The sequence below is a fragment of the Burkholderia sp. HI4860 genome (genome assembly GCF_002223045.2).
Lineage (GTDB): Bacteria > Pseudomonadota > Gammaproteobacteria > Burkholderiales > Burkholderiaceae > Burkholderia.
Genome location: NZ_NKFO02000003.1, coordinates 2,126,955 through 2,150,801, shown reverse-complemented (window position 1 = coordinate 2,150,801; position 23,847 = coordinate 2,126,955). Strand labels below are relative to the sequence as shown.

Genomic DNA, 23,847 nt, shown 5'->3' with positions numbered 1-23,847 from the left:
CCCTCCGTCGGCTAGCCGCGCGCCGCGTGCGCGGCGCGCACGGCGGCGACGATGTTCGGGTACGCGCCGCAGCGGCACAGGTTGCCGCTCATGCGCTCGCGGATCTCGTCGTCCGACAGCTGCGGGGGACGGCGCCGCACGTCGTCGGTGGCGGCGCTCCCGGCCCCCGCCGCGAACTCGTCGAGCAGCGCGGTCGCCGAGCAGAGCTGGCCGGACGTGCAGTAGCCGCACTGGAACGCATCGCATTCGACGAACGCGCGCTGCACCGGGCTCAGCACGCCGCCGCGCGCGAGCCCTTCGACGGTCGTGATCCGCGCGCCTTCGTGCATCACCGCGAGCGTCAGGCATGCGTTGATGCGCCGCCCGTCGACGAGCACCGTGCATGCGCCGCACTGCCCGCGATCGCAGCCCTTCTTCGTGCCCGTGAGCCCGGCGTATTCGCGCAGTGCGTCGAGCAGCGTGACGCGCGGTTCGAGCTGCAGCGTGTACGCGCGCCCGTTGATGTCGAAACGCACGGGCTGCGCCGGCACCGTATCGCGGCGGGGCGCGGCCGGCGTGGATGCCGCGTACGACGGCTGCGGATGAACGTGCGATGCGGCGCTGACGGTCGCGGCAGCCGCCGCGGATTGCAGGAAGTGGCGCCGCGCGGCACTGGACGGCGTATCGTGCGGCAACCGCGGCGCCGCTGAATGGCCGGGCCCGCGCGGCGACGGGGCGGCATCGCGCGCCGGTTCGGCAGACGGAGAGTCGGATCGATCGCTGGACATGGCTTCTGCTCGCTCCATGGTTGACGGACGCGGATGTGCCGCCCGCGCCCGGATGGCGGCGCGGTCGGCACGCGCATCTGCATTGAGCAATTCCGGTGCCGCGAAACGGCGGGGCAACGCCGATGTGCCGCGCCGGTCATCCGTGCGCGACGCGCGCCGGGGGGCAGACGGAACACGTTGCCGCTGACCCTGCCTTCATGACAGCACGCTGGCGCGCGGCTGGCCGTTCGCTGGCGAAGCGGCAATAACGCCCGGTTTTCCGGCGCATCCGGCCACACATCGGTCGCAAGTTGCCGGGTGCACGTGCCACGACGCGCATGGCGCTCGCGTCGCCGGGGCCGGGTCGCGTCGTTGCGCGCCGTGTAAATGCGCGCAGCATCCGTCTCTGCCGGGAAATTCCGCCACGCATGGCGGCGGATTGCCGCGAAGGCGTTCCGTCAGCCTGACGAAAACAGGTCGCGATTGCACTCGCATCGCAAACGATTCACCGAAACGTCGCATCGCGGCGGCATACTCGAAAACGTTTCCCGATCAGCCTGCCAGGAGAGAAGTCATGCGTCGCGTTTTCGTCGCCGTCGTTCTGTGTGCCGCCGTTTTCGTCGCCGCCTGCAGCGACGACGCGCCGCACGACGCCAACGCGACCGACGCCGCGCAGCAGGCCGGCGGCGCATCGAGCGGCGCCGCCAGCGCGTTCAACAGCGACGCGCGCGCGAATACCGCCGCGTCCGATGCCGCGCCGCTCGCGCCGCCCGTCGTGCATTACCCGCCCGATGACGACGACGATGCGAAGCCCGCCGCGAACGCAGCCGCCTCCAGCGCGGCCGCGTCGTCACCGGGCTGATCCCGTCACCACGTGATGTGAGTCGGACCCGCTCGGGGCGAGCGGTGGGATTTCGTTGGGAGGTGTCGCTGACATGACGTCACGGTCGGCGGTGGCGCAAACGGCATGACGTCGCGCCACCTCGCGGGCCATGCCGAGCCCGGCCGGCCGAGCGATTCGGATCCGGGCGGCGTCAGGCCCGTGCGTGCGCCGCGCGCGCAACGGCGCGCGATGCCGCGACAGCCGCCGCGCGGCACGCGCCGCCCGCCCGGCGCGTCAGACCGCGTGCGCGAGCGCGCGGTCGACGAGCGCGGTTTCGAAGCCGTCGTCCGCGTCGCGAAAGCGCAGCGGTGCCGCGCAGTGGACGAGCGTGTCGATGAAGTACTTCGCGCGCGGCCACGGCCCGAAGCCGGCCGCGGTATTGATGTGCCCCGCGTCGCCGAGGTTCACGAACGCGCTGCCCAGGTGCTGCGCGAGCGTGCGCGCGTCGCCGAGCGGCATCCACGGATCGGTTTCGCTGCCGATCACGATCGACGGCACGGCGAGCCGGCGCGCGTCGAACGGCCCGGCAAACGTGAATTTCTTCGGACTGGCGGGCGCGACGAGCAGCACGCCCGCGACATCGCCCGTATGCGGCCACTGAGCAAGCGCATGCGCGGCCGCGAGGCAGCCGAAGCTGTGCGCGGCCAGCACGAACGGGCCGCGTTCGCGGTCGAGCAACGCGCGCACCGATTGCGCCCAGCGCGCGAGATCGGGCGCATCCCAGTCGTCCTGTTCGACGCGCAGCGAGCGCGGGAACTGCCGTTCGAGCCAGGTCTGCCAGTGAGCGCCTTCGCTGCCGTGCAGGCCCGGAACGGTGACGAGCCGCGGCGGCCACGCCGATTTGCTGCATGCGCGCATGATTGCCCTCGCTTGCTTGAAGACGGGATTCGATTGTGGCGCGGCGTCCGCGGCGGCCGAACCAATATTTTGTGCTTTGCTTTTAAGTGGGCCGGCCATCCGGGGGCGGGCCATCGGGGGCGTCCGCCCGCCCCGTGCACCGGCGCGCGATGCGCCGCGAGACCGTAGAATGTGGGCTTCCCGTCAGCTTCACACGAAACCGGGGCCGGGCGCCGACGCGCCGGGCGCCCGGTCGTCAGGAGACGCCCGATGTCCGCTACGCCCGCCGGCGCGCCGCGCCCGGCCCCGCTCGCCGTTCCCGTGACGCGCTTCGCCGGCGCGCGCGCCGTCATCCAATGAAGATCCTGTTCCATTCCCCGCACCAGGAAGCAGGCGCGTGGCGCGACGCGATCGCGCATGCGCTGCCGGAAGCCGAACTGCGCGCGTGGCAGCCGGGCGACACGGCCGCCGCCGACTACGCGCTCGTCTGGCGCGCGCCGCGCGAATTCTTCGCCCCGCGCGACGGCCTGCGCGCGATCTTCAACCTCGGCGCCGGCGTCGACGCGCTGCTCGCGCTCGAGCACGCGCATCCGGGCACGCTGCCGCGGCACGTGCCGCTCGTGCGGCTCGAAGATTCGGGCATGGCGCAGCAGATGGTCGAATACGTGACGCACGCGGTGCTGCGCTACCTGCGCCGCTTCGACGAATACGAAGTGCTGCAGCGCGAGCGCCGCTGGCAACCGCTCGAACCGCATGCGCGCGCCAGCTTCACCGTCGCCGTGCTCGGCCTCGGCGTCCTCGGCGCGCAAGTCGCGCGCGCGCTCGCCGCGCTCGGCCTGCCCGTGCGCGGCTACAGCCGCAGCGCGAAGCAGCTCGACGGCGTGACGACTTTCGCCGGCGACGGCGCATTCGATGCGTGCATCGACAGCGCGAAGGTGCTCGTCAACCTGTTGCCGAGCACGCCCGACACCGACGGCATCCTCGCGGCGCGCACGTTCGCACGGCTCGCGCCCGGCGCGTATGTCGTCAACGTCGCACGCGGCGCGCATCTCGTCGAAGCCGACCTGCTCGACGCGCTCGCGAGCGGCCAGATCGCCGCCGCGACGCTCGACGTGTTCCATCGCGAGCCGCTGCCGGAGGACCACCCGTTCTGGCACGCGCCGCGCATCACGATCACGCCGCACAGCTCGGCCGAGACGCTGCGCGACGAGGCCGTCGCCCAGATCGCCGGCAAGATCCGCGCGCTCGAGCGCGGCGAGCGCGTCGGCGGCGTCGTCGACTACGCACGCGGCTACTGAACCTACAAGCACACCAGGAGACAACCATGACCTTCCCCACCGCCGTCAAGATCGTTGAAGTCGGCCCGCGCGACGGGCTGCAGAACGAGAAGACCTTCGTGCCGACCGACGTGAAGATCGCGCTCGTCGACCGCCTGTCGCACGCCGGCTTCCGCAACGTCGAGGCCGCGTCGTTCGTGTCACCGAAATGGGTGCCGCAGATGGCCGACGGCGCCGACGTGATGGCCGGCATCGAGCGCCGCGCGGGCACCGTGTACTCGGTGCTCACGCCGAACCTGAAGGGCTTCGAGAATGCGGTCGCGGCACGCGCGGACGAAGTCGTGATCTTCGGCGCGGCGAGCGAGGCGTTCTCGCAGCGGAACATCAACTGCAGCATCGCCGAGAGCATCGCGCGCTTCGAGCCCGTCGCGAAGGCGGCGAAGGATGCGGGCCTGCGGCTGCGCGGCAGCGTGTCGTGCACGCTCGGCTGCCCGTACCAGGGCGACGTGCCGGTCGCATCGGTCGTCGACGTCGTCGAACGCTTCGCGGCGCTCGGCTGCGACGAGATCGACATCGCCGACACGATCGGCGTCGGCACGCCGAAGCGCACGCGCGAAGTGCTCGCGGCCGTCACGCGCGTGTTCCCGCGCGAACGCCTGTCGGGCCACTTCCACGACACCTACGGCCAGGCGCTCGCGAACATCTACGCGGCGCTGTTCGAAGGGATCGAGATCTTCCATGCGTCGGTCGCGGGCCTCGGCGGCTGCCCGTACGCGAAGGGCGCGACCGGCAACGTCGCGACCGAGGACGTGCTGTACCTGATGCAGGGCCTCGGCATCGACACCGGCATCGACCTCGCGCAGGTCGTTGCCGCCGGCGACTTCATCTCGAACGCGATCGGCCGCGCGAACGTGTCGCGCGCCGGTCGCGCCCTGCTCGCCAAGGCGCAGAGCGCGGCCGACGCCGCGAACTGCGTATGACCCCGGTATTCGATGGATTCCTCAACATGACGACACCTGCTTCATTCGATTCCCTCCCCGACTCCGCGCGACGCGTCGCGCTGCTGCTGCGCGAGCGCGGCCATGCGAAAGGCATCGTGATGCTCGCCGAAACCGGCAAGACCTCGGCCGAAGCCGCGGCCGGGCTCGGCTGCTCGGTCGCGCAGATCGCGAAGTCGATCCTGTTTCGCCGCCAGTCGGACGGCGCGCCGGTGCTCGTGGTCGCGAGCGGCGTGAATCGCGTCGACGAGAAGAAGGTCGCCGCGCAAGTCGGCGCGGTCGGCCGCGCGGACGCGAAGTTCGTGCGCGACAACACCGGCTATGCGATCGGCGGCGTCTGCCCGATCGGCCATCTCGTCGAACCCGTCACGCTGATCGACGCCGACCTGCTCGCGCTCGACAGCCTGTGGGCGGCCGCCGGCCATCCGCACGCGGTGTTCAACCTGTCGCCGAACGAACTCGTGTCGCTGACGGGTGCGCCGGTCGCGGACGTCGCGTTGCGGGAGCCCGCATGAGCGACGTGCCGGTGACGGTGCCGGTCGCCACGGTCGCATCGCCGTGCACCGACGTATGCCGGATCGATCCGCGCACCGACTGGTGCGCGGGCTGCCTGCGCACGCGCGACGAGATCAAGGGATGGCGTGCGTCGGACGACGACGCGCGGCGCGCGTTGCTCGCGCGGCTCGATGCGCGGCGGCGTCTGCTGGCGAGAAGCGGCGCATAAAAAAAAGCCGTTCAGCCTGACAGGCGAACGGCATGAGATCGGAATCCTGTGAACGTGATCAACGTCACAGCCCGCATCATACGAGCGACGCGGCCGCATCGCATCGGGTGTTTCCCTACAACTTCTTACAGCGTCCCGGACCCGTGCGCGCGCACGGCTTTTGCTCGGCACGCACACGCCCTCTCCACGCAATACGCGCCCCTGAAATACGCATTCGACGCGCTGCTGCGCTGCTCCACGGCGGCTCACCGAATCGCACGACCGTTTCAGTGACCGACGGCCGCACGACGGGCCGGCACGATGCGCCAGCCGAGATTCACGCCGGCCGCCGCGAGCAGGATCAGCAGCGCGCCGACCACCTGCGTCCACGCGAGCGTCTGCCCGAACGCGACGTGATCGACGACGATCGCGACGACCGGATAGACGAACGACAGCGCGCCGGTCATCGCGGTCGGCAGCTTCTGGATCGCGCCGTACAGCAGCACATACATCAGGCCGGTGTTCACGACGCCGAGCACGACGAGGTCGAGCCACTGCCCGGCGGTCGCCGGCAACGTGCCGAAGTGCGCGAACGGCGCGAGCAGCAGGACGCCGAGGCCGGCCTGCAGCAACGCGAGCAGGTGCGGCGGCGTGCCCTTCAGGTGCTTCGTGACGATCGACGAGATCGCATACAGGAACGCCGCGCCGAGCGACAGCGCGACACCTTCCAGATATTCGCCCGGCACCGCGAGCACGGCCGGCTCGACGCGCACCACGGCGACGAGCCCGACGAAGGCGAGCGCGAGCCACGCGAGCGTCGACGCGGTGATCCGCTCGCGGAACACGATCGCGCCGAGCGCGACGAGCATGAACGGCTGCGTGTTGTAGACGGCGGTCGCCATCGAGATCGACGCGCGCGAATAGGCGGCGAACAGCAGCAGCCAGTTCGCGACGATCGCGACGCTGCCGAGCATCGCCAGCGCGAGCATCCGCGGCGAGAACAGCGCGCGGCGCAGGAACCCGAACGCCGCGCAGACGATCGCGAGCGTCGCGGCGCCGAACAGGCAGCGGAAGAACACGACGTTCGTCAGCGGCTGCTGCGACGACATCACGAGCCAGCCGATCGTGCCGGACATCATCATCGCGACGACCATCTCGGCGGCGCCGCGGCGAATTTCATTCGAAGCCATCGTGAACTCCGTTCAGAAGAGTGGATGACTTCGATTCTAGAAACTTGCTTTCGCGGCAGCCACGGCTAAACTGAAGTGAATCGACCGATTCACCTTCGAAAGCAAAGCGATCATGCCGAAACGCCTTTCCCCGCCCGCCGTCGCGTCGCTCGACGCGACCGACCGCGCGATCCTCGCGGCGCTGGCCGACGACGCGCGCATCGCCACCAGCGAACTCGCCCGGCAGATCGGGCTGTCGGCACCCGCGACCGCCGACCGCGTGCGACGGCTCGAGGCGCAAGGCGTGATCGCCGCGTTCACCGTCGAGCTCGATCCGCGCGCGCTCGGCTACACGCTGCAGGCGATCGTCCGCGTGAAACCGCTGCCCGGCCAGCTGCATCTCGTCGAAGAGATGCTGCGGCGGATTCCCGAATTCGTGGAGTGCGACAAGGTGACCGGCGACGACTGCTTCATCTGCCGGCTCTACCTGCGCACGATCGCGCACCTCGACGACATCCTGTCGAAAGTGACGGAGCGCGCCGAGACGAGCACCGCGATCGTGAAGTCGACACCGGTGCCGCGCCGGCTGCCGCCGCTCGTCGAGGACGACGGCGCGCACCGCTGAACGAGCCGGTACGCGGCCGCCCCGCCGACGTGCCCGCGCGTGCCCACGCGTACTGTCATGCAGCCGCGTCGCGCGCGTCGAAGAACGCCAGCAGTTCGTCGATCAGCGCGACGGGCGCCTCTTCCGGAATGTAGTGCCCGCACTCGAGCGCGCGGCCGCTGACGTCGCGCGCGACACGGCGCCATTCGTCGAGCGGATCGAAGCAGCGGCCGACGATCCCGTTCTCGCCCCACAGCACGCGCAGCGGGCACGCGACCTTGTTGCCCCGCTCGAGATCCGCACGGTCGTGCTCGAGATCGATCGTCGCGGACGCGCGGTAGTCCTCGCACATCGCATGCACGGCGCCCGGCTGCGCGAGCGCGGCGCGGTACGCGGCGAGCGCCTCGGGCGCGAACGGCGCGAGCCCGGCGGACCGGTTGCCCATCACGCGCTCGATGTACGCATCGGTATGCGCGCCGACCAGCGTCTCGGGCAGCGGCGCCGGCTGGATCAGGAAGAACCAGTGGAAATACGCGGTCGCGAACGCGCGATCGGTTTTCTCGTACATCGCGAGCGTCGGTGCGATGTCGAGCAGCATCATCCGTTCGACGGCGTCCGGATGATCGAGCGCGAGCCGGTGCGCGACCCGCGCGCCGCGATCGTGCGCGCACACATGGAAGTGCTCGAAGCCGAAATGCCGCATCACGGCGACCTGGTCGGCCGCCATCGCCCGTTTCGAATACGGCACGTGCTGCGCGTCGCTCGGCGGCTTGCCCGACGCGCCGTAGCCGCGCAGGTCGGTGGCGATCACCGTGAAATGATTCGCGAGCGTCGCGGCCACGCGATGCCAGATCATGTGGGTTTGCGGATGTCCGTGCAGCAACAGGAGCGGCGGACCCGCGCCGCCTTTGACACCGAAGATGTCGGTGTCCTGCACCGTCACGCGAAACGGTGCAAACGCCTCAAACGACATGGTTTATTTCTCGTTGGTTTGTTATGGCGGCTATTTTATGAGCGCTTGTGCCTCTGCACAGCGGGGCAACAGCCAGAATCCGTAGAAAGAGAACACTCACTCGATTGCCGGCACACCGCGCATTTTGTTAAGCTCGCGTAGAATCGCACGATCGTTCGTATTAATAAGGACGACATCGTTTCGCAGCTACACTCGAATCACCGTTCGACCGCAAAGCATGGCGCCGACGCAACCGCGCGGGCGCCCCTGGAGACTGGAGACATCACATGGCATTGCCCACCGTCCTGCAGAACCTGACGCTGCCCGTCATCGCGTCGCCGATGTTCATCGTCAGCTACCCCGAACTCGTGCTCGCGCAATGCAAGGCGGGCATCGTCGGTTCATTCCCCGCGCTCAACGCCCGTCCGGCCGAACTGCTCGACGAATGGCTCACGCAGATCCAGTCCGAGCTCGCCGACCACCAGGCAAAAAATCCCGGCGCGGTGATCGGCCCGATCGCGGTCAACCAGATCGTCCATCAGTCGAATGCGCGGCTCGAGCACGACGTGCGCGTGTGCGTGGAGCACAAGGTGCCGATCTTCATCACGAGCCTGCGCGCCCCGGCGCGCGAGATCGTCGACGCGGTGCACAGCTACGGCGGCATCGTGCTGCACGACGTGATCAACCTGCGCCACGCGCAGAAGGCGCTCGAAGCCGGTGTCGACGGGCTGATCCTCGTCGCGGCCGGCGCAGGCGGCCATGCGGGCACGACGTCGCCGTTCGCGCTCGTCGGCGAAGTCCGCAAGATCTTCGACGGCCCGATCGTGCTGTCCGGCGCGATCGCGAACGGCGGCTCGATCCTCGCGGCGCAGGCGATGGGCGCCGATTTCGCGTACATGGGCACGCGTTTCATTGCGACGCAGGAAGCGCACGCGATCGACGACTACAAGCATGCGATCGTGAACGCGAAATCGTCGGACATCATCTACACGAACCTCTTCACGGGCGTGCACGGCAACTACATTCGCGAGAGCATCGAGAAGGCCGGCCTCGATCCGGAGGCGCTGCCGGAATCCGACAAGACCAAGATGAATTTCGGCAGCGACAAGACGAAGGCGTGGAAGGACATCTGGGGCGCCGGCCAGGGCGTCGGCCTGATGGACGACCTGCCGAGCGTAAGCGCGCTCGTCGAGCGCCTGAAGCGCGAATACGACGACGCGAAGGCGCGACTCGGGATTCCGCGCTGACGGATGCGGCGGCCCTCGCGGCCGCTACCGGCGCGCATGCCGTCGGACAAAACAAAAAGCGCGAACCGCAGCGGTTCGCGCTTTTTTCATCGCCCCGCTGTAGCGGGACACACGGCGGTTCAGACCGCGCGCTTCATCCGCGTGATCGGCAGCACGCGCAGGCGCGATTCGATCGACGGGCACAGCGACTGCCCTTCGAAACGCGCGGCCAGGAAGTCGACGAACGAACGCACCTTCGCGGATACGTGACGACGGCTCGCATAGACCGCGTAGATCGGCGCCTCGTGCGGCGGCACCGCATCGAGCAGCACCGGCACGAGCCGGCCGGACTCGATGTCGTCGCCGACCACCTCGGTGCCGAGCAGCGCGATGCCCGCGCCCGCGAGCACGGCCGCACGCAGCCCTTCGAGATGGTTCACGATCAGGTTGCCGTTGAGGTTCACGCGCGACGCGGCGGCCGCGTCGATCACCAGCGAGTCGAGCATCGTCGAATTCGAGTCGCGCCGCAGGTAGTTGTGGTGCGCGAGATCGCCGATCGTCGCGGGCGTGCCGTGCTTCTCGAGATACTCGGGCGACGCGACCAGCAGGATGTGCGCGGTCGCGATCTGCCGCGCGACCAGCGACGACGATTTCAATCCGTTCGGCGCCGCGCGCACCGCGACGTCGTAGCCTTCCTCGATCAGGTCGACCACGCGATCGGACAGCGTCATGTCGACGGTCACGTCCGGGAACCGGCCCGCGTAATCGGTGACGGCCTGCATCACGTGCCGCAGCCCGAACGCCGATAGCGACGTCACGCGCAGCCGGCCTTGCGGCACCACGCTCGCGGCGCCGACGGCCTGTCCGGCTTCGTCGAGTTCGGACAGCGCCTGCACGAGGCGCTCATAGTATTCGCGTCCCGCCTCGGTAGGGGCGACGCGTCGTGTCGTGCGATGCAGCAGCCGTGCGCCGAGCTGCTGCTCGAGATGCATCACGTGCTTGCTCGCCATCGCAGCCGACATCTGCATGCGCTCGGCCGCGCCGACGAAGCTGCCCACTTCGACGACGTAGCGAAACACATTCATGCTGACGAGGGTATCCATCGAACTAGCTCGTAATGACGGGGAATGGTCCAATTACGAGATAGGGTAACAAAGGCGGAGAAACAGAAAGGTCAAGAAAGGCAAAACGGCGCCGCGGGGTCGCAGCGCCGTTTTGGCGGGAAAACATGCAGTCCGGACGCGCTTTTCGCGCGCGTCCGGCGCACCGGTCGCGCGTGCGCGTCAGAACTTCGCGCGGATGCCGGCGCCGAACGTGTTGCCGGTCGACAGGCCGCTGATGTGGTCGTTCATGTACGCGGCGTAGACGTCCGTGCGCTTGGACAGCGGATAGTCGTAGCCGACGGCCCAGGTCTGGCGCGTCTGGTCGAGGCCGCCCGAATCGCGCGAGTACGCATACGACGCCATCGCGTTGCCCACGCCAAGCGGCACCGACACGCCGCCCTGCGCGGTGTTCACGTGCCAGCTGCCCGCGACCTGGTCGTTCTTCGTGTACATGTACTGGCCGAACAGCTTCACGAACTTCAGGTCGTAGGTCGCGCCGACTTGCGCGATGCCCTGGCTCTTCATGCCGGCCACCAGCGCGCTCAGGTCGCGCGGGCCGTTGTTGAAGTTCACGTACTGGTAGACCGCGGTCGCCGCGAACGGGCCGTTCGCGTAGTTGAACTGCGCGCTCCACTTCTTCGAGCCGTTGTCGCCGGCCTGGTTGCCGAGTGCGTACATCGCGCCGAAATTCAGGCCACCGAACGAAGGCGACGTGTACGACAGCGCGTTGTTCCAGCCCGAATCGCCGACGGCCCCCTGGTCGCTCGGGTAGGTCGGGAACGTGCCGAGGCCGAGGAACACGTGGTACACCATCGGCGAGAAGGTGTACGAGTCGTAGAACGGGTTGAACAGGATCGTCGACAGGAACAGGTGCGTCGTCAGGCGGCCGGCCGTCACCGTGCCGTACGGCGAATCGATGCCGACGTACGCGTTGCGGGCGAAGAACGTGTCGCCCTGGAAGCGGCCGAACTGGCCGTTCTGTGCGCGGAAGAAGCTTTCCAGCGTGAAGATTGCCTTGTAGCCGTTACCGAGATCCTCGGCGCCGTGCAGGCCCCAGTACGACGTCGACATCCCGCCGCCGCTCACGTTCCACGCACGGTTGCCGCCCGGGAACTTGGTTGCGCCGACCCATTCGTCGACCTGACCGTAGAGCGACACGCTCGACTGCGCATGGACGGGAGCGGCAGCCGCCACGCAGGCGGCCGCGGCGATCAGCTTGACGGACGTGCGCGACGCACGGCGAGCAAATGCTTTCATTGGATCTCCAGATTTTGTCGAATGGTCGATAAGTGGCGCGAGCGTTGTTTTTTGGAGCCGAGTGCTTGCGTCGTATGGGGCGCAGCCATCTTTACGGATCATTCGTCCGGCCAAAATTGCGCACACTTATTGCTGGTATAGCGCCAGCATTAACTTCGCGGAATGGATACATGGCCGGGCGCCTGCCGGCGGCCCCGCACGAACGCGGTCGCGCGGCGGGACGGCAGCGGGGCACACGCGAGCCGGGCGCGAAAGATAGCGCAATGCGACGGGAAAATCAGCGGAAATCTGTGCGCGACTGTGGCGAATTCGCATCAGCCGGCAGAGGGACGCGCGCGGGGGCGCTCAGTTTCGGTAGAACGGGGAAAAATACGGCGAGTGCGCAGGCTCTTCCTGCGAGCGGGGCGGCGGCATCGGACGTCCGCCGCGCTCCTCGTTGTAGCGCGCGACGTCGGCGCGGATCGAACCGGCACGCAGCGGCACGTTGCCGCCGCCCGGCGGGCGCGGCACCTGGCGCACGTCGGCGCTGATCGGACGATACGGGCTTTGCGCGGCGTAGTGGCCATACGACGGCGTCGGCCGCAGCCCCCAGCGGGAGCCGGAGCCGTTCACGCCGCCGGCGCGTGCGCCGGCCAGGGGCGCCACGCGGCGCCAGACGGGGCCGCCACCAGCCGGCTGACCGTACGCGCGCATGTCGCCGCCACCGAAGCCGTGGCCGCCGAACGCATGACCGCCGCCGTGGGGCGGTTGCGCGAGCGCGAGCGGCAACAGCAGCGCGCCGAGCACGCCTGCCACCCATCGTCCGATCTTCCGTTTCACCCGTTCCGTCATCGTTCAGTGCCTGTCCACGCCCGCCGCCGGCTCCTTTCGGCCGACCCAAGGCTTTCAGCAGTAATTTATGAGCGGGCCGAAAGCGTGTCGAGCCAAAAAGTGTTATGTCGCCGGCATCGGTGTAACACCATGTTACTGCTAGGTTTTTTCACTTCCGGGCGCGACCGCGACAGAACATTCTTCTGCCGTTTTGCGCACGGCCGGGCCGGTGCCGTGGGCGCTGTTGCATGATATTGGCTCATCAATCGATTCACACAATGCATTTGTGTAGTGAATCGCCGACCGGGACAATGGCGCCATCCGCGCGCGCGACGCGCGCCTGTGTCGTTTCCGAATCGAGTTCCCGATGGCCCGTCCCCGTTTTCTTCCCGACAACTTCACGCTCGCGCTCGTCGGCACCGTCGTGCTCGCGAGCTTCCTGCCGTGCCGCGGCCCGGCCGCCCATGCGTTCAACTGGGCGACCAACATCGCCGTCGGCCTGCTGTTCTTCCTGCACGGCGCGAAGCTGTCGCGCGAAGCCGTGGTCGCGGGTGCGACTCACTGGCGGCTGCACGCGGTCGTGCTGCTCAGCACGTTCGCGCTGTTCCCGCTGCTCGGCCTCGCGCTGAAGCCCGTGCTGCAGCCGCTCGTCACGCCGACGCTGTACGCGGGCGTGCTGTTCCTGTGCACGTTGCCGTCGACGGTCCAGTCGTCGATCGCGTTCACGTCGATCGCGAAGGGCAACGTGCCGGCCGCCGTGTGCGCGGCATCCGCGTCGAGCCTGCTCGGGATCTTCGTCACGCCGGCGCTCGTCGGGCTGATGATCACGTCGCAGTCGGCGGCCGCCGCGTCGCCGTGGAGCACCGTCGGCAGCATCGTGATGCAGCTGCTCGTGCCGTTCCTCGCCGGCCAGTTGCTGCGGCCCGTGATCGGCGGCTGGATCGACCGCAACCGCGGCGTGTTGCGCTTCGTCGACCAGGGCTCGATCCTGCTGGTCGTCTACGTCGCCTTCAGCGAGGCCGTCAACGAAGGCCTGTGGCACCAGATCCCGCCGCGCGCGCTCGGCGGCCTGCTCGTCGTCAACCTCGTGCTGCTCGCGATCGCGCTGCTGCTGACCGCGTTCGTCAGCAAGCGGCTCGGCTTCAACCGCGCCGACCAGATCACGATCATCTTCTGCGGGTCGAAGAAGAGCCTCGCGGCCGGCGTACCGATGGCGAAGGTGATCTTCTCGGCGAACGCGGTCGGCGCGATCGTGCTGCCGTTGATGCTGTTCCACCAGATCCAGCTGATGGCGTGCGCGGCGCTCGCGCAGCGCTGGGGGGCGCGCGACATGAGCGGCGAGCACGACGAGGGCGACGCGGCATCGGCGTCCGGCGCGCTGAGCGCGGGCAAGCGCTGACGGGCAGGGCGGCGGGACGGCCATCGCGTGGTGCCGTCCCGACGTTCCCGCTTCCCGCTTCCCGCTTTCCGCCTTTCCGCCTTTCCGCCTTTCCGCCTTTCCGCCTTTCCGCCTTTCCGCCTTTCCGCCTTTCCGCCTTTCCGCCTTTCCGCCTTTCCGCCTTTCCGCCTTTCCGCCTTTCCGCCTTTCCGCCTTTCCGCCTTTCCGCCTTTCCGCCTTTCCGCCTTTCCGCCGCACCGCCGCACCGCCCTTCCCGATGCACCCCAGGCGCGATGCACCACCAGCGCCCATCGCGTCACGAAATCTTCATTCAATTCTCCGCGAGCGATGCCGTTAAGTCGGGCGTCCTGTCGATTCGGCTGCCCTCGCCCATGCCCGCGCCCCACCCCGACTCCGCTGCCGTCAGCATCACGCGCCTGATCGCGGATCGCGCGCTCGCCGCCGTCTTCCAGCCGATCGTCGATCTCGGGTCGGGGACGGTCGTCGGCTACGAGGGCCTGATACGCGGCCCGCGCGGCACCGACCTCGAACCGCCCGTCGCGCTGTTCGCGCAGGCCGCGCGCGAAGGCGAAACGATCGCGCTCGAACAGGCCGCCGCGCGCACCTGCCTCGACGCATTCGCGGCACTCGGCTGCGACGGCAAGCTGTTCCTCAACTTCAGCGCCGGGACGATCCTGAAGCTCGCCAGCGAACGCGAGCGGGCACGCCAGCTCCTCGTGCGCGCGCGAATCGGCGCCGAGCGCATCGTGATCGAGCTGACCGAGCAGAATGCGATTCCCGATGTCGCCCAGATCGGCCCGGCGGTCGCGTCGCTGCGCGACGCCGGCATCCAGTTCGCGCTGGACGACTACGGCACCGCGAACGCGAGCATGAACCTGTGGCTGCGCCTGCATCCCGACGTCGTGAAGATCGACCGCTTCTTCATCCATGACATCGCCCGCGACCCGCTGAAGTTCGAGGCCGTGAAGGCAATGCAGCACTTCGCGCAGGCGAGCGGCGCGAAACTGATCGCGGAAGGCATCGAGAACGAGTGCGACCTGATCGTCGTGCGCGACATGGGCATCTGCTGCGTACAGGGCTTCCTGCTCGGCCGGCCGAACGCGCAGCCGTCGCGAGTCGTCGCGCCGGCCGCGCGCGATGCGATCCGCGCGCCGCACATCGCGGTATTTCCCGGCGCGACGCGCTCGGTGCGGCCGGCCGGCACGATCGCCGGGAAGATGCTGGTGCCCGCGCCGGCGCTGCCGCGCGACGCGACCAGCAACGACGTGCTCGACCTGTTCAACCGGATGCCCGACCTGCATGCGGTCGCGCTCGTCGAACGCGGGCGGCCCGTCGCGCTCGTGAATCGCCGCGGCTTCATCGACCGCTTCGCGCTGCCGTACCACCGCGAGGTGTTCGGGAAGAAGCCGTGCCTGCAGTTCGCGAACGACGCGCCGCTGATGATCGACAACGCGACGACCTTCGAGCAGCTCGCGATGCTGCTCGCGAGCCACGACCAGCGCTATCTCGCGGACGGCTTCGTGATCACCGAACACGGCCGCTACGTCGGGCTCGGCACCGGCGAGAGCCTGGTGCGCGCGGTGACCGAGATGCGCATCGAGGCCGCGCGCTACGCGAATCCGCTGACGTTCCTGCCCGGCAACATCCCGATCAGCGCGCACATCGACCGCCTGCTGCAGCGCGACGCCGGCTTTCATGCGTGCTACGTCGACCTGAACCAGTTCAAGCCGTTCAACGATCAGTACGGCTACTGGCAGGGCGACGAGGTGCTGAAGTTCGCGGCGACGGTGCTGGCCGGCGTGTGCGACCCGCAGCGCGACTTTCTCGGGCACGTCGGCGGCGACGATTTCCTCGTGCTGTTCCAGCGCGACGACTGGCGCGAACGCGCCGCCGACGCGATCGCCCGCTTCAACGAAGGCGCGCAGCTCTTCTACACGCAGGCCGACCGGCAGGCGGGCGGGCTGCACGGCGAGGACCGCCACGGCAACCCGGCGTTCTTCGGCTTCGTGACGATGGCGATCGGCGCGGTCGGCGTGGCGGCCGGCGCGCACGGCGCGAAACGCTACGGCAGCGACGAGATCGCGTCGGTCGCCGCGCTCGCGAAGCGGCGCGCGAAACAGCAGCCGGATGGGCTGGCGGTCGTCGACCTCGATGCGGGCCGCGCCGCGCTGCGCCATCGCGGCGAACCGCCGGCCGTGGCAATCCGCTGAACGGCGGGCAACCGTCGTTTGCAGACACGGCGGCGCCTGGTGCGGCGACGGCGGACATTCATCCGCCAGGCAGCCAGACCGTGAGTGGCACACTGACTTCGCGGTGGCCCGCGGCGGCGATCGGGCACCGCTGCCGTGAACGGATGAAGCCAGCCCGCTTGCCGCCCGCTTGCCGCCCGTTTCCCGCTCGCGACGCGCCCGCATCTCTACCTTGCCTTTTTCGCGTTTTGTTTAGTATTTTTAGTAACGGTGTTTTCGCAGATTAGCGCTTAAAAGCCGGGAATTTGCGGGTATTCCCCGGCTATCCGGCCCGAATTCCGCAATACGTTTTACTATACAATCGCTTCCACCCTAAACAAACCGGACCCCGAACGATGGGTACGACCATTCGCGATGTGGCGCGGGCGGCAGAGGTTTCGATCGGCACCGTCTCCCGCGCGCTGAAAAACCAGCCCGGCCTGTCCGAAGCGACGCGTGCGCGCATCGTCGAGATCGCGCAGCGGCTCGGCTACGATCCCGCGCAACTGCGGCCGCGCATCCGCCGGCTCACTTTCCTGCTGCATCGCCAGCACAACCGCTTTCCGGCCAGCCCGTTCTTCTCGCACGTGCTGCACGGCGTCGAGGACGCATGCCGCGAGCGCGGCATCGTGCCGACGCTGCTCACGGTCGGGCCGAACGACGACGTGCTGCGCCAGATGCGCCCGCACGCGCCCGACGCGATCGCGGTGGCCGGCTTCATCGAGCCGGAGACGATCGAGGCGCTCGCCGCGACCGGCCGCCCGCTCGTGCTGATCGACCTGTGGGCGCCCGGGCTGCGCTCGGTGAACATCGACAACGCGACGGGCGCGGCGCTCGCGATGCGCCACCTGCTCGCCACCGGCCGCACGCGGATCGCGTTCATCGGCGGCTCGCCCGCGCACTACAGCATCGCGCAGCGCGCAATCGGCTACCGGCGTGCGTTCTTCGAGGCCGGGCGGCTGTTCGATCCCGCGTACGAAGTGACGATCGATGCGGGGCTCGATCCCGACACCGGCGCCGCGCGGGCGATGGAGCAGCTGCTCGACGCGCCGGGCCCGCGCCCGGAAGCCGTGTTCGCGTACAACGACGCGGCCGCGCTCGCCGCGCAGCGCGTCTGCACCGCGCGCGGGCTGCGCATTCCCGACGACATCGCGATCGTCGGCTTCGACAACATCCCGGCCGCCGCGCACGCGAGCCCGCCGCTCACGACGCTCGCGGTCGACAAGGAGGCGCTCGGCCGCCGCGGCGTCGAGCTGCTGCTCGCGGAAGCGCCCGAGCGCACCGAGATTTCCCTGCCCGTCGAGCTGATCGTGCGGGCCAGCAGCCAGCCCGCCGGCTCCCCGGCACTCGATACCGCCACGGCCACCGAATCATCATGAACATGCCCCCGGTCCAACCCTGCTCGGCCGCGCCGGCCGCCCACACGCAAGCCGCGCCGTTCGTCGCGAGTTTCCGCGATCCGTCGTTCCTGCTGTCGCACGTCGAGGACACGCTGCGCTTCTACGCGACGAACGCGTTCGACCCGACGGGCGGCTTCTACCACTACTTCCGCGACGACGGCAGCATCTACAACCGCACGTCGCGCCACCTCGTCAGCAGTTGCCGGTTCGTCTTCAACTACGCGATGGCGTACCGGCATTTCGGCGATCCGCGCCACCTGGAATATGCGCGCCACGGGCTGCGCTTCCTGCGCGACGCGCACTGGGACGACGCACTGCAGGGCTACGACTGGGAACTCGACTGGCGCGACGGCGCGAAGCGCGCGACGCTCGACGGCACGCGCCACTGCTACGGGCTCGCGTTCGTGCTGCTCGCGGCCGCGCACGCGACGATGGCCGGCCTCGACGAGGCCCGCCCGCTGATCGCGGCGACCTTCGAGCTCGCCGAGCACCGTTTCTGGGATGCGGCCGCGGGCCTCTATGCGGACGACGCGACGCCGAACTGGATCGTGTCGTCGTACCGCGGCCAGAACGCGAACATGCACATGACGGAGGCGCTGCTCGCGGCGTACGAGGCGACCGGCCACCTCACGTACCTCGATCGCGCGGAAAAGCTCGCGTCCCACATCACGCAGCGCCAGGCCGCGCTGTCGGGCGGGCTCGTGTGGGAGCACTACCATGCGGACTGGTCGGTCGACTGGGATTACAACAAGGAAGACAGCTCGAACATCTTCCGCCCGTGGGGCTTCCAGCCCGGGCACCAGACCGAATGGGCGAAGCTGCTGCTGATCCTCGAGCGGCACCGCCCGCTCGACTGGCTCGTGCCGCGCGCGGCCGAGCTGTTCGACGCGGCGCTCACGCACGCGTGGGACGCCGATCACGGCGGCCTGTGCTACGGCTTCGGCCCCGACTTCACGATCTGCGACCACAACAAGTATTTCTGGGTGCAGGCGGAAACCTTCGCCGCCGCCGCGATGCTCGGCGCGCGCACCGGCAGCGAGCGCTTCTGGGACTGGTACGACGAGATCTGGCGCTACAGCTGGGCGCACTTCGTCGATCACCGCTACGGCGCGTGGTACCGCATCCTCACCTGCGACAACCGCAAGTACAGCGACGAGAAGAGCCCGGCCGGCAAGACCGACTATCACACGATGGGCGCGTGCTACGACGTGCTCACGACCCTCGCGCGCGCGCAACGCAGCGAGCCGACGCAATGAGCGGCGGCACGTTTCCGGCTTTCGTGTCGGCGGGCGACATCCTGACCGACATGGTGCGCGCGGGCGACGCGCAATGGACCTCGGTGCCGGGCGGCGCCGGCTGGAACGTCGCGCGCGCGGTTGCGCGGCTCGGCGTGCCGAGCGCGCTCGCGGGCTCGATCGGCGAAGACTGCTTCTCCGACGTGCTGTGGCGCACGAGCGAAGCGGCCGGGCTCGACCTGCGCTTCCTGCAGCGCGTCGCGCGGCCGCCGCTGCTCGCGATCGTCCACGAGACGCGCCCGCCCGCGTACTTCTTCATCGGCGAAGCCAGTGCCGACCTCGCGTTCGATCCGGCGCGGCTGCCGGCGGGCTGGACCGATCACGTGAAATGGGCGCACTTCGGCTGCATCAGCCTCGTGCGCGAACCGCTCGCCGGCACGCTGGCCGCGCTCGCGGCCGACCTGCATGCGCGCGGCGTGAAGATCAGCTTCGACCCGAACGTCCGCAACCTGATGACGGCCGCATTCCGGCCGACGCTCGAGAAGATGGCCGCGCTCGCCGACCTGATCAAGGTGTCCGACGAGGACCTGCGGCACCTGTTCGGCGGCGACGGCCCCGACGCGATCGCTGCGGTGCGCGCACTGAACCCGCGCGCGGCCGTGCTCGTCACGCGCGGCGCGCAGGCGGCGACGCTCTACGCGGACGGCGACGTGCATGAAGCGAGCCCGCCGCGCGTCGAGGTGGCCGACACCGTCGGCGCGGGCGACGCGTCGATCGGCGGCATGCTGTTCAGTCTAATGGCCGCGCCGCAGCGATCGTGGCGCGAGCATCTCGTGTTCGCGCTGGCGGCGGGCGCCGCGGCCTGCCGGCATACGGGCGCGCACGCGCCGACGCTCGACGAGGTCGTCGCACTGATCGAACGATGACGGGAGGATGGCGGCCGGATCCCGTTCGGTCACCGATAAGCGGCGCTGTACATGCTGCGCCGCAGTGCTACGATGAAGTGTCCTTTTGCGGGAGAGCACCATGGACACCAACACGTTCACGAAGGGCATCTACACGGCCAAGGCGCATACCCAGCATGCGGGCAACGGGCAGTTCCAGGGTTACGTGATCCTCGCGCGGGACGACGGGGACGACACCGAGAACACGCGCTACGACGTCCACTCGACGAGCCCCAGCGAGGAGGAAGCCTTCGAAGAGGCAAAGGCGCTCGCGCACCGGATCCTCGGCGAAATCGAGTTGTAGCGCGCCGCCGCTCTTTTCGGCGCGGCTCAGAGCAGCCGCGCCACCATCGACAGCAGCATCGTCAGCACCAGCGTCGACATGAACGGGAACGGGTAGCGCCGCCCGCCGAGCGTCAACGTGACGTCGCCCGGCATCCGTCCGATACCGAGCTTGCCGAGCCACGGCCAGCAGCGCGTCAGGATCATCACCGCGACGAACGACGTCATCAGCCAGCGCAGCATGTCGGCTCCGGTCAGAGTGCGTGCGAGCGGTCGCCGCGCGCGAACGCGTCGAGCGTGCCGTCGATGCCGCGCGAGAACGCGATGACCTTGAACAGCTCGCCCATCTCGGCTTCGGAAATCAGCTTCTGCACCGCGTTCGCGGCCGGCAGGAACGCGTGGATGTCAGACGGATCGATCGCGGACAACGCGTCGGTGATGCCCGCGTTCAGCAGGAAGCGCGCCTGCGACGTGTAGCCGAGCAAATCGGCGCCGGTCGCGACGGCCGCGTCGTAGATGCCGGTGAATTCGACGTGCGCGGTGATGTCCTGCAGCCCCGGGTACAGGAACGGATCGTCGTGCGCATGGTGACGGTAGTGGCACATCAGCGTGCCGCGGTCGCGCTGCGGGTGGTAGTACTCATGCGCGGGAAAGCCGTAGTCGACCAGCAGCACCGCGCCGCGCCCGAGCATCGTGCAGACGGTGCGCGTGAACGCCAGCGCGGCCTCGTGCGTCTCGGTCACGTAACCGTCCGCCGCATCGTCCAGGCCCGCGAGCACCGGCGGCAGGCCGGCCGGTGCGGCCGGACGGTCCTCGAACACGAACGCCTGCCGCGCGTCGAGCGCAACGCCGCGCTCGTGCCATGCGCCGCCCGCCTTCGCGAACAGGCGCACCGGCATCGCATCGAGCACCTCGTTGCCGACCACGACGCCGTCGAACCGCTCAGGCAGCGCGTCGAGCCAGCGCACCTTGGCGGCGAGCGCCGGGGCGGCGGCCGTGATCGTGTCGCGCTGCCGCTCGCGCAGCTCGCCCGAGAGATCGACGATCAGGTAGGCGTCGAGTTCGACGCCCAGCGCGTCGAGCGCCGCGAGCAGCCCGGCCGCGAGCTTGCCCGTGCCAGCGCCGAATTCCATCACGCTGCGCGTGCCGCTCGCCGCGAGCGCTTCCGCGACCGGCTGCGCGAGCGTCTGCGCGAACAGCGGCGACAGCTCGGGCGCGGTGACGAAGTCGCTGCCGTCGTCGGCGCGGCGCCCGAACTTGCGCGCGCCGCCGCTGTAATAACCGAGGCCGGGCGCATACAGCGCACGCTCCATGAAGCGGTCGAACGGCAGCCAGCCGCCGGCCGCCGCGATCTCGTCGCGCAGTTGCGCGGCGAGGGTTTCGGACTGCGCGAGCGCGTCAGGGCCGGGAGCAGGTAAACTAGCGGGTTCGTGAGCTTTCGGGTTCATCCCGGCATTGTAAATGACCGTTTCAGCCGATACGTCGACCCAGCGCGTGGCGCTCATCACGGGTGCCCTGGGCAGCGCAGCCGACGCCGCGTCGATCGGTCGTGCGCTCGCGACCGGATTCGCCCGGCGCGGCTGGGACGTCGCGCTGCAGCGCAGCCACGGCGCGCCGCATGCGGCAGCCGACGCACTCGTCGCCGAAGTCGCGGCGCTCGGCCGCCGCGCGGTCGTGCTCGACGCCGATCTGGCCCTGGAAGCCGACGCCGCCGGACTCGTCGCCGCGTGCGGCGCGGCGCTCGGCCGGCCCGCGTGCGCGGTGTTCGTGAGTGCCAGCGCCGGCGCCGACGACGCGCACACGGTGGACGGCGCGTCGCTCGCCGGCGCCCTCGCGCGCAACGTGACGGCGCCGCTCGCACTGGCCCGCGCGCTCGCCGATGCGACGCCCGACGCCGCACGCGAGCACGAGGCGCTGCGCGCCTGCGCGATCCACGTGCTGGATCAGGCCCTGTTTCACCCGGCACCGGCGCAGATGTCGCACGCGCTGATGCAGGCCGCGCTGAACCGCGCGACGTCGGCGCTCGCACTGGCGCTCGCGCCGAAGGTGCGGGTCGCGGCGCTCGTGCGCGGCCACGCGCCGCACGCGGACGACATCGCGGCGGCCGCCTGCTATCTCGCGAGCGCGCCGGGCGTCACCGGCGCGACGCTGACCGTCGACGGCGGCGAGCACCTCGTGCCGCCCGCCGCCGGCCCGAATGAATGAACGGCGCGGAAACGCGCGGCCTGAGCGCCGCCGCCCGCGCCGCTTTGCGTGTGCGCACGCCAATTTGACTGGGACGACCATGTTTTCCGCTCTCCTGCACCCCCGCCTCGCGGACTGCCGCAGGCTCTACCTGCGCGACTACGAAGTGCACATCAACATCGGTGCCTTCGAACACGAGAAGCGCGGCGAGCAGCGCGTCGTCATCAATATCGACCTGTTCGTGCCGCTCGCGCTGTCCACCCCCGTCGACGACCGGCTGCATGAAATCGTCGACTACGATCTGATGAAGCAGAGCGTCACGCAATGCCTGGCGCGCGGCCACATCCACCTGCAGGAAACGCTGTGCGACGCGATCGCCGCGCGCCTGCTGGCGCACGATGCCGTGCGCGCGGTACGCGTCTGTACCGAGAAACCGGACGCTTATCCGGACTGCGACGCCGTCGGCGTCGAAGTCTTTCGCATCAAGGACGAGGAGCGCACATGAACGCCCCCCACATGAATGACACGGCGGCCGATGCCGCCACCCTCGACACGCCCGCCGCCCCGGCCGGCCGCCCGGCGCTGACGCGCCGCGAACAGAAGGACGCGTACGAGAACAACAAGTTGTTCAAGCGGATCGTGCGCCAGGTCGGCCAGGCGATCGGCGACTTCAACATGATCGAGCAAGGCGACAAGGTGATGGTGTGCCTGTCGGGCGGCAAGGACAGCTATGCGATGCTCGACGTGCTGCTGCGCCTGCGCGAGCGCGCGCCGATCGATTTCGACATCGTCGCGGTGAACCTCGACCAGAAGCAGCCGGGCTTCCCGGAGCACGTGCTGCCGGAATACCTGAAGCAGGTCGGCGTGCCGTTCCACATCGAGAACCAGGACACCTACAGCATCGTCAAGCGCCTCGTACCCGAAGGCAAGACGACCTGCTCGCTGTGCTCGCGGCTGCGCCGCGGGATCCTGTACCGCGTGGCCGGCGAGCTCGGCGCGACCAAGATCGCGCTCGGCCACCACCGCGACGACATCGTGCAGACGCTGCTGCTCAACATGTTCTACGGCGGCAAGCTGAAGGGGATGCCGCCGAAGCTTCAGTCGGACGACGGCAAGAACATCGTGATCCGCCCGCTCGCGTACGTGAAGGAAACCGATCTGGAGAAATATGCGGAACTGCGCGAATTCCCGATCATCCCGTGCAACCTGTGCGGCAGCCAGCCGAACCTGAAGCGCGCGGAAATGAAGGCGCTGATCCGCGAATGGGACAAGCGCTTCCCGGGCCGCGTCGAGAACATGTTCAACGCGCTCGCGAAGGTCGTGCCGTCGCACCTGATGGACACGACGCTGTACCCGTTCCAGTCGCTGCGCGCGACGGGCGAGGCCGATCCGCAGGGCGACATCGCGTTCGACGAGGAACCGTGCGCATCGGGCGACGACAGCGCGGCGCCGGGCGGCGCCCAACCGATCTCGATCGTCCAGTTCGACGACCTGTAAACAGGGCCGGAACACCCGCCGGAACGGGGCCGCAAGGCCGCTTTCCGGCGCTGTCGCCCCGCCGCGACAGGCCCGGAGCGACAGGGGCCGCATGCTAAAATGGACGGCTTCGA

The 23,847-nt window shown here is 69.2% G+C and carries 25 protein-coding genes; 16 read left to right on the top strand and 9 right to left on the bottom strand.

All coding sequences use genetic code 11. The annotated features are described in order from the left end of the window. Positions 1 to 11: 11 nt before the first annotated feature. On the bottom strand, positions 12 to 767 hold the full coding sequence (locus tag CFB34_RS25270; RefSeq protein WP_089441167.1) for a 2Fe-2S iron-sulfur cluster-binding protein: 756 nt from the start codon (positions 765 to 767) through the stop codon (positions 12 to 14). Positions 768 to 1,320: 553 nt separating this feature from the next. Between CFB34_RS25270 and CFB34_RS25265 the strand changes: the two genes are divergently transcribed. After that, positions 1,321 to 1,608 carry a hypothetical protein gene (locus CFB34_RS25265; RefSeq protein ID WP_089441168.1) on the top strand — a complete coding sequence of 96 codons (288 nt, stop codon included), beginning with the start codon at positions 1,321 to 1,323 and terminating at the stop codon, positions 1,606 to 1,608. Positions 1,609 to 1,863: 255 nt separating this feature from the next. Here CFB34_RS25265 and CFB34_RS25260 read toward each other — a convergent pair whose 3' ends face one another. Beyond that, positions 1,864 to 2,487, bottom strand: a complete 624-nt coding sequence (locus CFB34_RS25260; RefSeq protein WP_089441169.1) for an alpha/beta hydrolase — start codon at positions 2,485 to 2,487, stop codon at positions 1,864 to 1,866. 335 nt (positions 2,488 to 2,822) lie between these two features. Between CFB34_RS25260 and CFB34_RS25255 the strand changes: the two genes are divergently transcribed. Genes CFB34_RS25255 through CFB34_RS25240 form a run of 4 tightly spaced genes read left to right on the top strand, consistent with a single transcriptional unit; the run spans position 2,823 to position 5,465 of the window. After that, complete coding sequence (locus CFB34_RS25255) at positions 2,823 to 3,764, top strand: glyoxylate/hydroxypyruvate reductase A (RefSeq protein ID WP_089441170.1); 942 nt, start codon at positions 2,823 to 2,825, stop codon at positions 3,762 to 3,764. A 26-nt stretch (positions 3,765 to 3,790) separates the two neighbouring features. Next, a complete protein-coding gene (locus CFB34_RS25250) occupies positions 3,791 to 4,723 on the top strand; it encodes a hydroxymethylglutaryl-CoA lyase (RefSeq protein WP_089426474.1) in 933 nt (310 codons plus the stop codon). 26 nt (positions 4,724 to 4,749) lie between these two features. Further along, complete coding sequence (locus tag CFB34_RS25245) at positions 4,750 to 5,256, top strand: YbaK/EbsC family protein (RefSeq protein WP_089441171.1); 507 nt, start codon at positions 4,750 to 4,752, stop codon at positions 5,254 to 5,256. Further along, positions 5,253 to 5,465, top strand: a complete 213-nt coding sequence (locus CFB34_RS25240) for a DUF1289 domain-containing protein (RefSeq protein ID WP_089441172.1) — start codon at positions 5,253 to 5,255, stop codon at positions 5,463 to 5,465. The genes CFB34_RS25245 and CFB34_RS25240 overlap by 4 nt, the downstream gene beginning before the upstream one ends. 266 nt (positions 5,466 to 5,731) lie before the next feature. Here CFB34_RS25240 and CFB34_RS25235 read toward each other — a convergent pair whose 3' ends face one another. Continuing rightward, on the bottom strand, positions 5,732 to 6,634 hold the full coding sequence (locus tag CFB34_RS25235; RefSeq protein ID WP_089441173.1) for a DMT family transporter: 903 nt from the start codon (positions 6,632 to 6,634) through the stop codon (positions 5,732 to 5,734). Positions 6,635 to 6,746: 112 nt separating this feature from the next. On the opposite strand from CFB34_RS25235, the gene CFB34_RS25230 reads away from it, so the two are divergent. Further along, positions 6,747 to 7,238: an Lrp/AsnC family transcriptional regulator gene (locus CFB34_RS25230; RefSeq protein WP_011353413.1), complete on the top strand. Its 492-nt coding sequence runs from the start codon at positions 6,747 to 6,749 to the stop codon at positions 7,236 to 7,238. 55 nt (positions 7,239 to 7,293) lie between these two features. Here CFB34_RS25230 and CFB34_RS25225 read toward each other — a convergent pair whose 3' ends face one another. After that, positions 7,294 to 8,190 (bottom strand): alpha/beta hydrolase, encoded by an 897-nt coding sequence (locus CFB34_RS25225; protein WP_089441174.1) that lies wholly within the window; start codon positions 8,188 to 8,190, stop codon positions 7,294 to 7,296. 266 nt (positions 8,191 to 8,456) lie between these two features. On the opposite strand from CFB34_RS25225, the gene CFB34_RS25220 reads away from it, so the two are divergent. Further along, the gene (locus tag CFB34_RS25220) at positions 8,457 to 9,416 is read left to right on the top strand and encodes a nitronate monooxygenase family protein (protein ID WP_089441175.1); all 960 of its coding nucleotides are present in this window, start codon (positions 8,457 to 8,459) and stop codon (positions 9,414 to 9,416) included. A gap of 119 nt (positions 9,417 to 9,535) precedes the next feature. Here CFB34_RS25220 and CFB34_RS25215 read toward each other — a convergent pair whose 3' ends face one another. From CFB34_RS25215 to CFB34_RS25205, 3 genes are all read right to left on the bottom strand, one after another. Beyond that, entirely contained in the window at positions 9,536 to 10,498 is a 963-nt protein-coding gene (locus tag CFB34_RS25215; protein WP_039346485.1) for a LysR family transcriptional regulator, read from the bottom strand. 180 nt (positions 10,499 to 10,678) lie between these two features. Then, positions 10,679 to 11,755 carry a porin gene (locus CFB34_RS25210; protein WP_089441176.1) on the bottom strand — a complete coding sequence of 359 codons (1,077 nt, stop codon included), beginning with the start codon at positions 11,753 to 11,755 and terminating at the stop codon, positions 10,679 to 10,681. 345 nt (positions 11,756 to 12,100) lie between these two features. Beyond that, the gene (locus CFB34_RS25205; protein ID WP_089441177.1) at positions 12,101 to 12,586 is read right to left on the bottom strand and encodes a peptide-binding protein; all 486 of its coding nucleotides are present in this window, start codon (positions 12,584 to 12,586) and stop codon (positions 12,101 to 12,103) included. 346 nt (positions 12,587 to 12,932) lie between these two features. On the opposite strand from CFB34_RS25205, the gene CFB34_RS25200 reads away from it, so the two are divergent. The 6 genes from CFB34_RS25200 to CFB34_RS25175 all read left to right on the top strand — a co-directional run bounded on the left by CFB34_RS25200 (position 12,933) and on the right by CFB34_RS25175 (position 20,075). Beyond that, entirely contained in the window at positions 12,933 to 13,964 is a 1,032-nt protein-coding gene (locus tag CFB34_RS25200; protein ID WP_089441178.1) for a bile acid:sodium symporter family protein, read from the top strand. A gap of 371 nt (positions 13,965 to 14,335) precedes the next feature. Then, complete coding sequence (locus CFB34_RS25195; RefSeq protein ID WP_089441338.1) at positions 14,336 to 16,174, top strand: phosphodiesterase; 1,839 nt, start codon at positions 14,336 to 14,338, stop codon at positions 16,172 to 16,174. Between the two features lie 374 nt (positions 16,175 to 16,548). Next, entirely contained in the window at positions 16,549 to 17,571 is a 1,023-nt protein-coding gene (locus CFB34_RS25190) for a LacI family DNA-binding transcriptional regulator (RefSeq protein ID WP_089441179.1), read from the top strand. Next, entirely contained in the window at positions 17,568 to 18,848 is a 1,281-nt protein-coding gene (locus CFB34_RS25185; RefSeq protein ID WP_089441180.1) for an AGE family epimerase/isomerase, read from the top strand. The genes CFB34_RS25190 and CFB34_RS25185 overlap by 4 nt, the downstream gene beginning before the upstream one ends. After that, complete coding sequence (locus tag CFB34_RS25180; protein WP_089441181.1) at positions 18,845 to 19,753, top strand: carbohydrate kinase; 909 nt, start codon at positions 18,845 to 18,847, stop codon at positions 19,751 to 19,753. Before CFB34_RS25185 ends, CFB34_RS25180 begins: the two co-directional genes overlap by 4 nt. Before the next feature lie 100 nt (positions 19,754 to 19,853). Continuing rightward, the gene (locus tag CFB34_RS25175) at positions 19,854 to 20,075 is read left to right on the top strand and encodes a hypothetical protein (protein ID WP_069249042.1); all 222 of its coding nucleotides are present in this window, start codon (positions 19,854 to 19,856) and stop codon (positions 20,073 to 20,075) included. 26 nt (positions 20,076 to 20,101) lie between these two features. On the opposite strand, the gene CFB34_RS25170 is transcribed toward CFB34_RS25175, so the two are convergent. Continuing rightward, complete coding sequence (locus CFB34_RS25170; RefSeq protein ID WP_039355363.1) at positions 20,102 to 20,296, bottom strand: DUF2905 domain-containing protein; 195 nt, start codon at positions 20,294 to 20,296, stop codon at positions 20,102 to 20,104. Positions 20,297 to 20,307: 11 nt separating this feature from the next. Then, the gene (locus CFB34_RS25165) at positions 20,308 to 21,501 is read right to left on the bottom strand and encodes an SAM-dependent methyltransferase (protein ID WP_089441339.1); all 1,194 of its coding nucleotides are present in this window, start codon (positions 21,499 to 21,501) and stop codon (positions 20,308 to 20,310) included. A gap of 13 nt (positions 21,502 to 21,514) precedes the next feature. Between CFB34_RS25165 and CFB34_RS25160 the strand changes: the two genes are divergently transcribed. The 3 genes from CFB34_RS25160 (at position 21,515) to ttcA (ending at position 23,734) form a co-directional block, all read left to right on the top strand. Then, on the top strand, positions 21,515 to 22,258 hold the full coding sequence (locus tag CFB34_RS25160) for an SDR family oxidoreductase (protein ID WP_089441182.1): 744 nt from the start codon (positions 21,515 to 21,517) through the stop codon (positions 22,256 to 22,258). A gap of 79 nt (positions 22,259 to 22,337) precedes the next feature. Then, entirely contained in the window at positions 22,338 to 22,742 is a 405-nt protein-coding gene (locus CFB34_RS25155) for a dihydroneopterin aldolase (RefSeq protein WP_039355357.1), read from the top strand. Further along, positions 22,739 to 23,734 (top strand): tRNA 2-thiocytidine(32) synthetase TtcA, encoded by a 996-nt coding sequence (gene ttcA / locus CFB34_RS25150; protein WP_046544270.1) that lies wholly within the window; start codon positions 22,739 to 22,741, stop codon positions 23,732 to 23,734. The genes CFB34_RS25155 and ttcA overlap by 4 nt, the downstream gene beginning before the upstream one ends. Positions 23,735 to 23,847 lie beyond the last annotated feature (113 nt).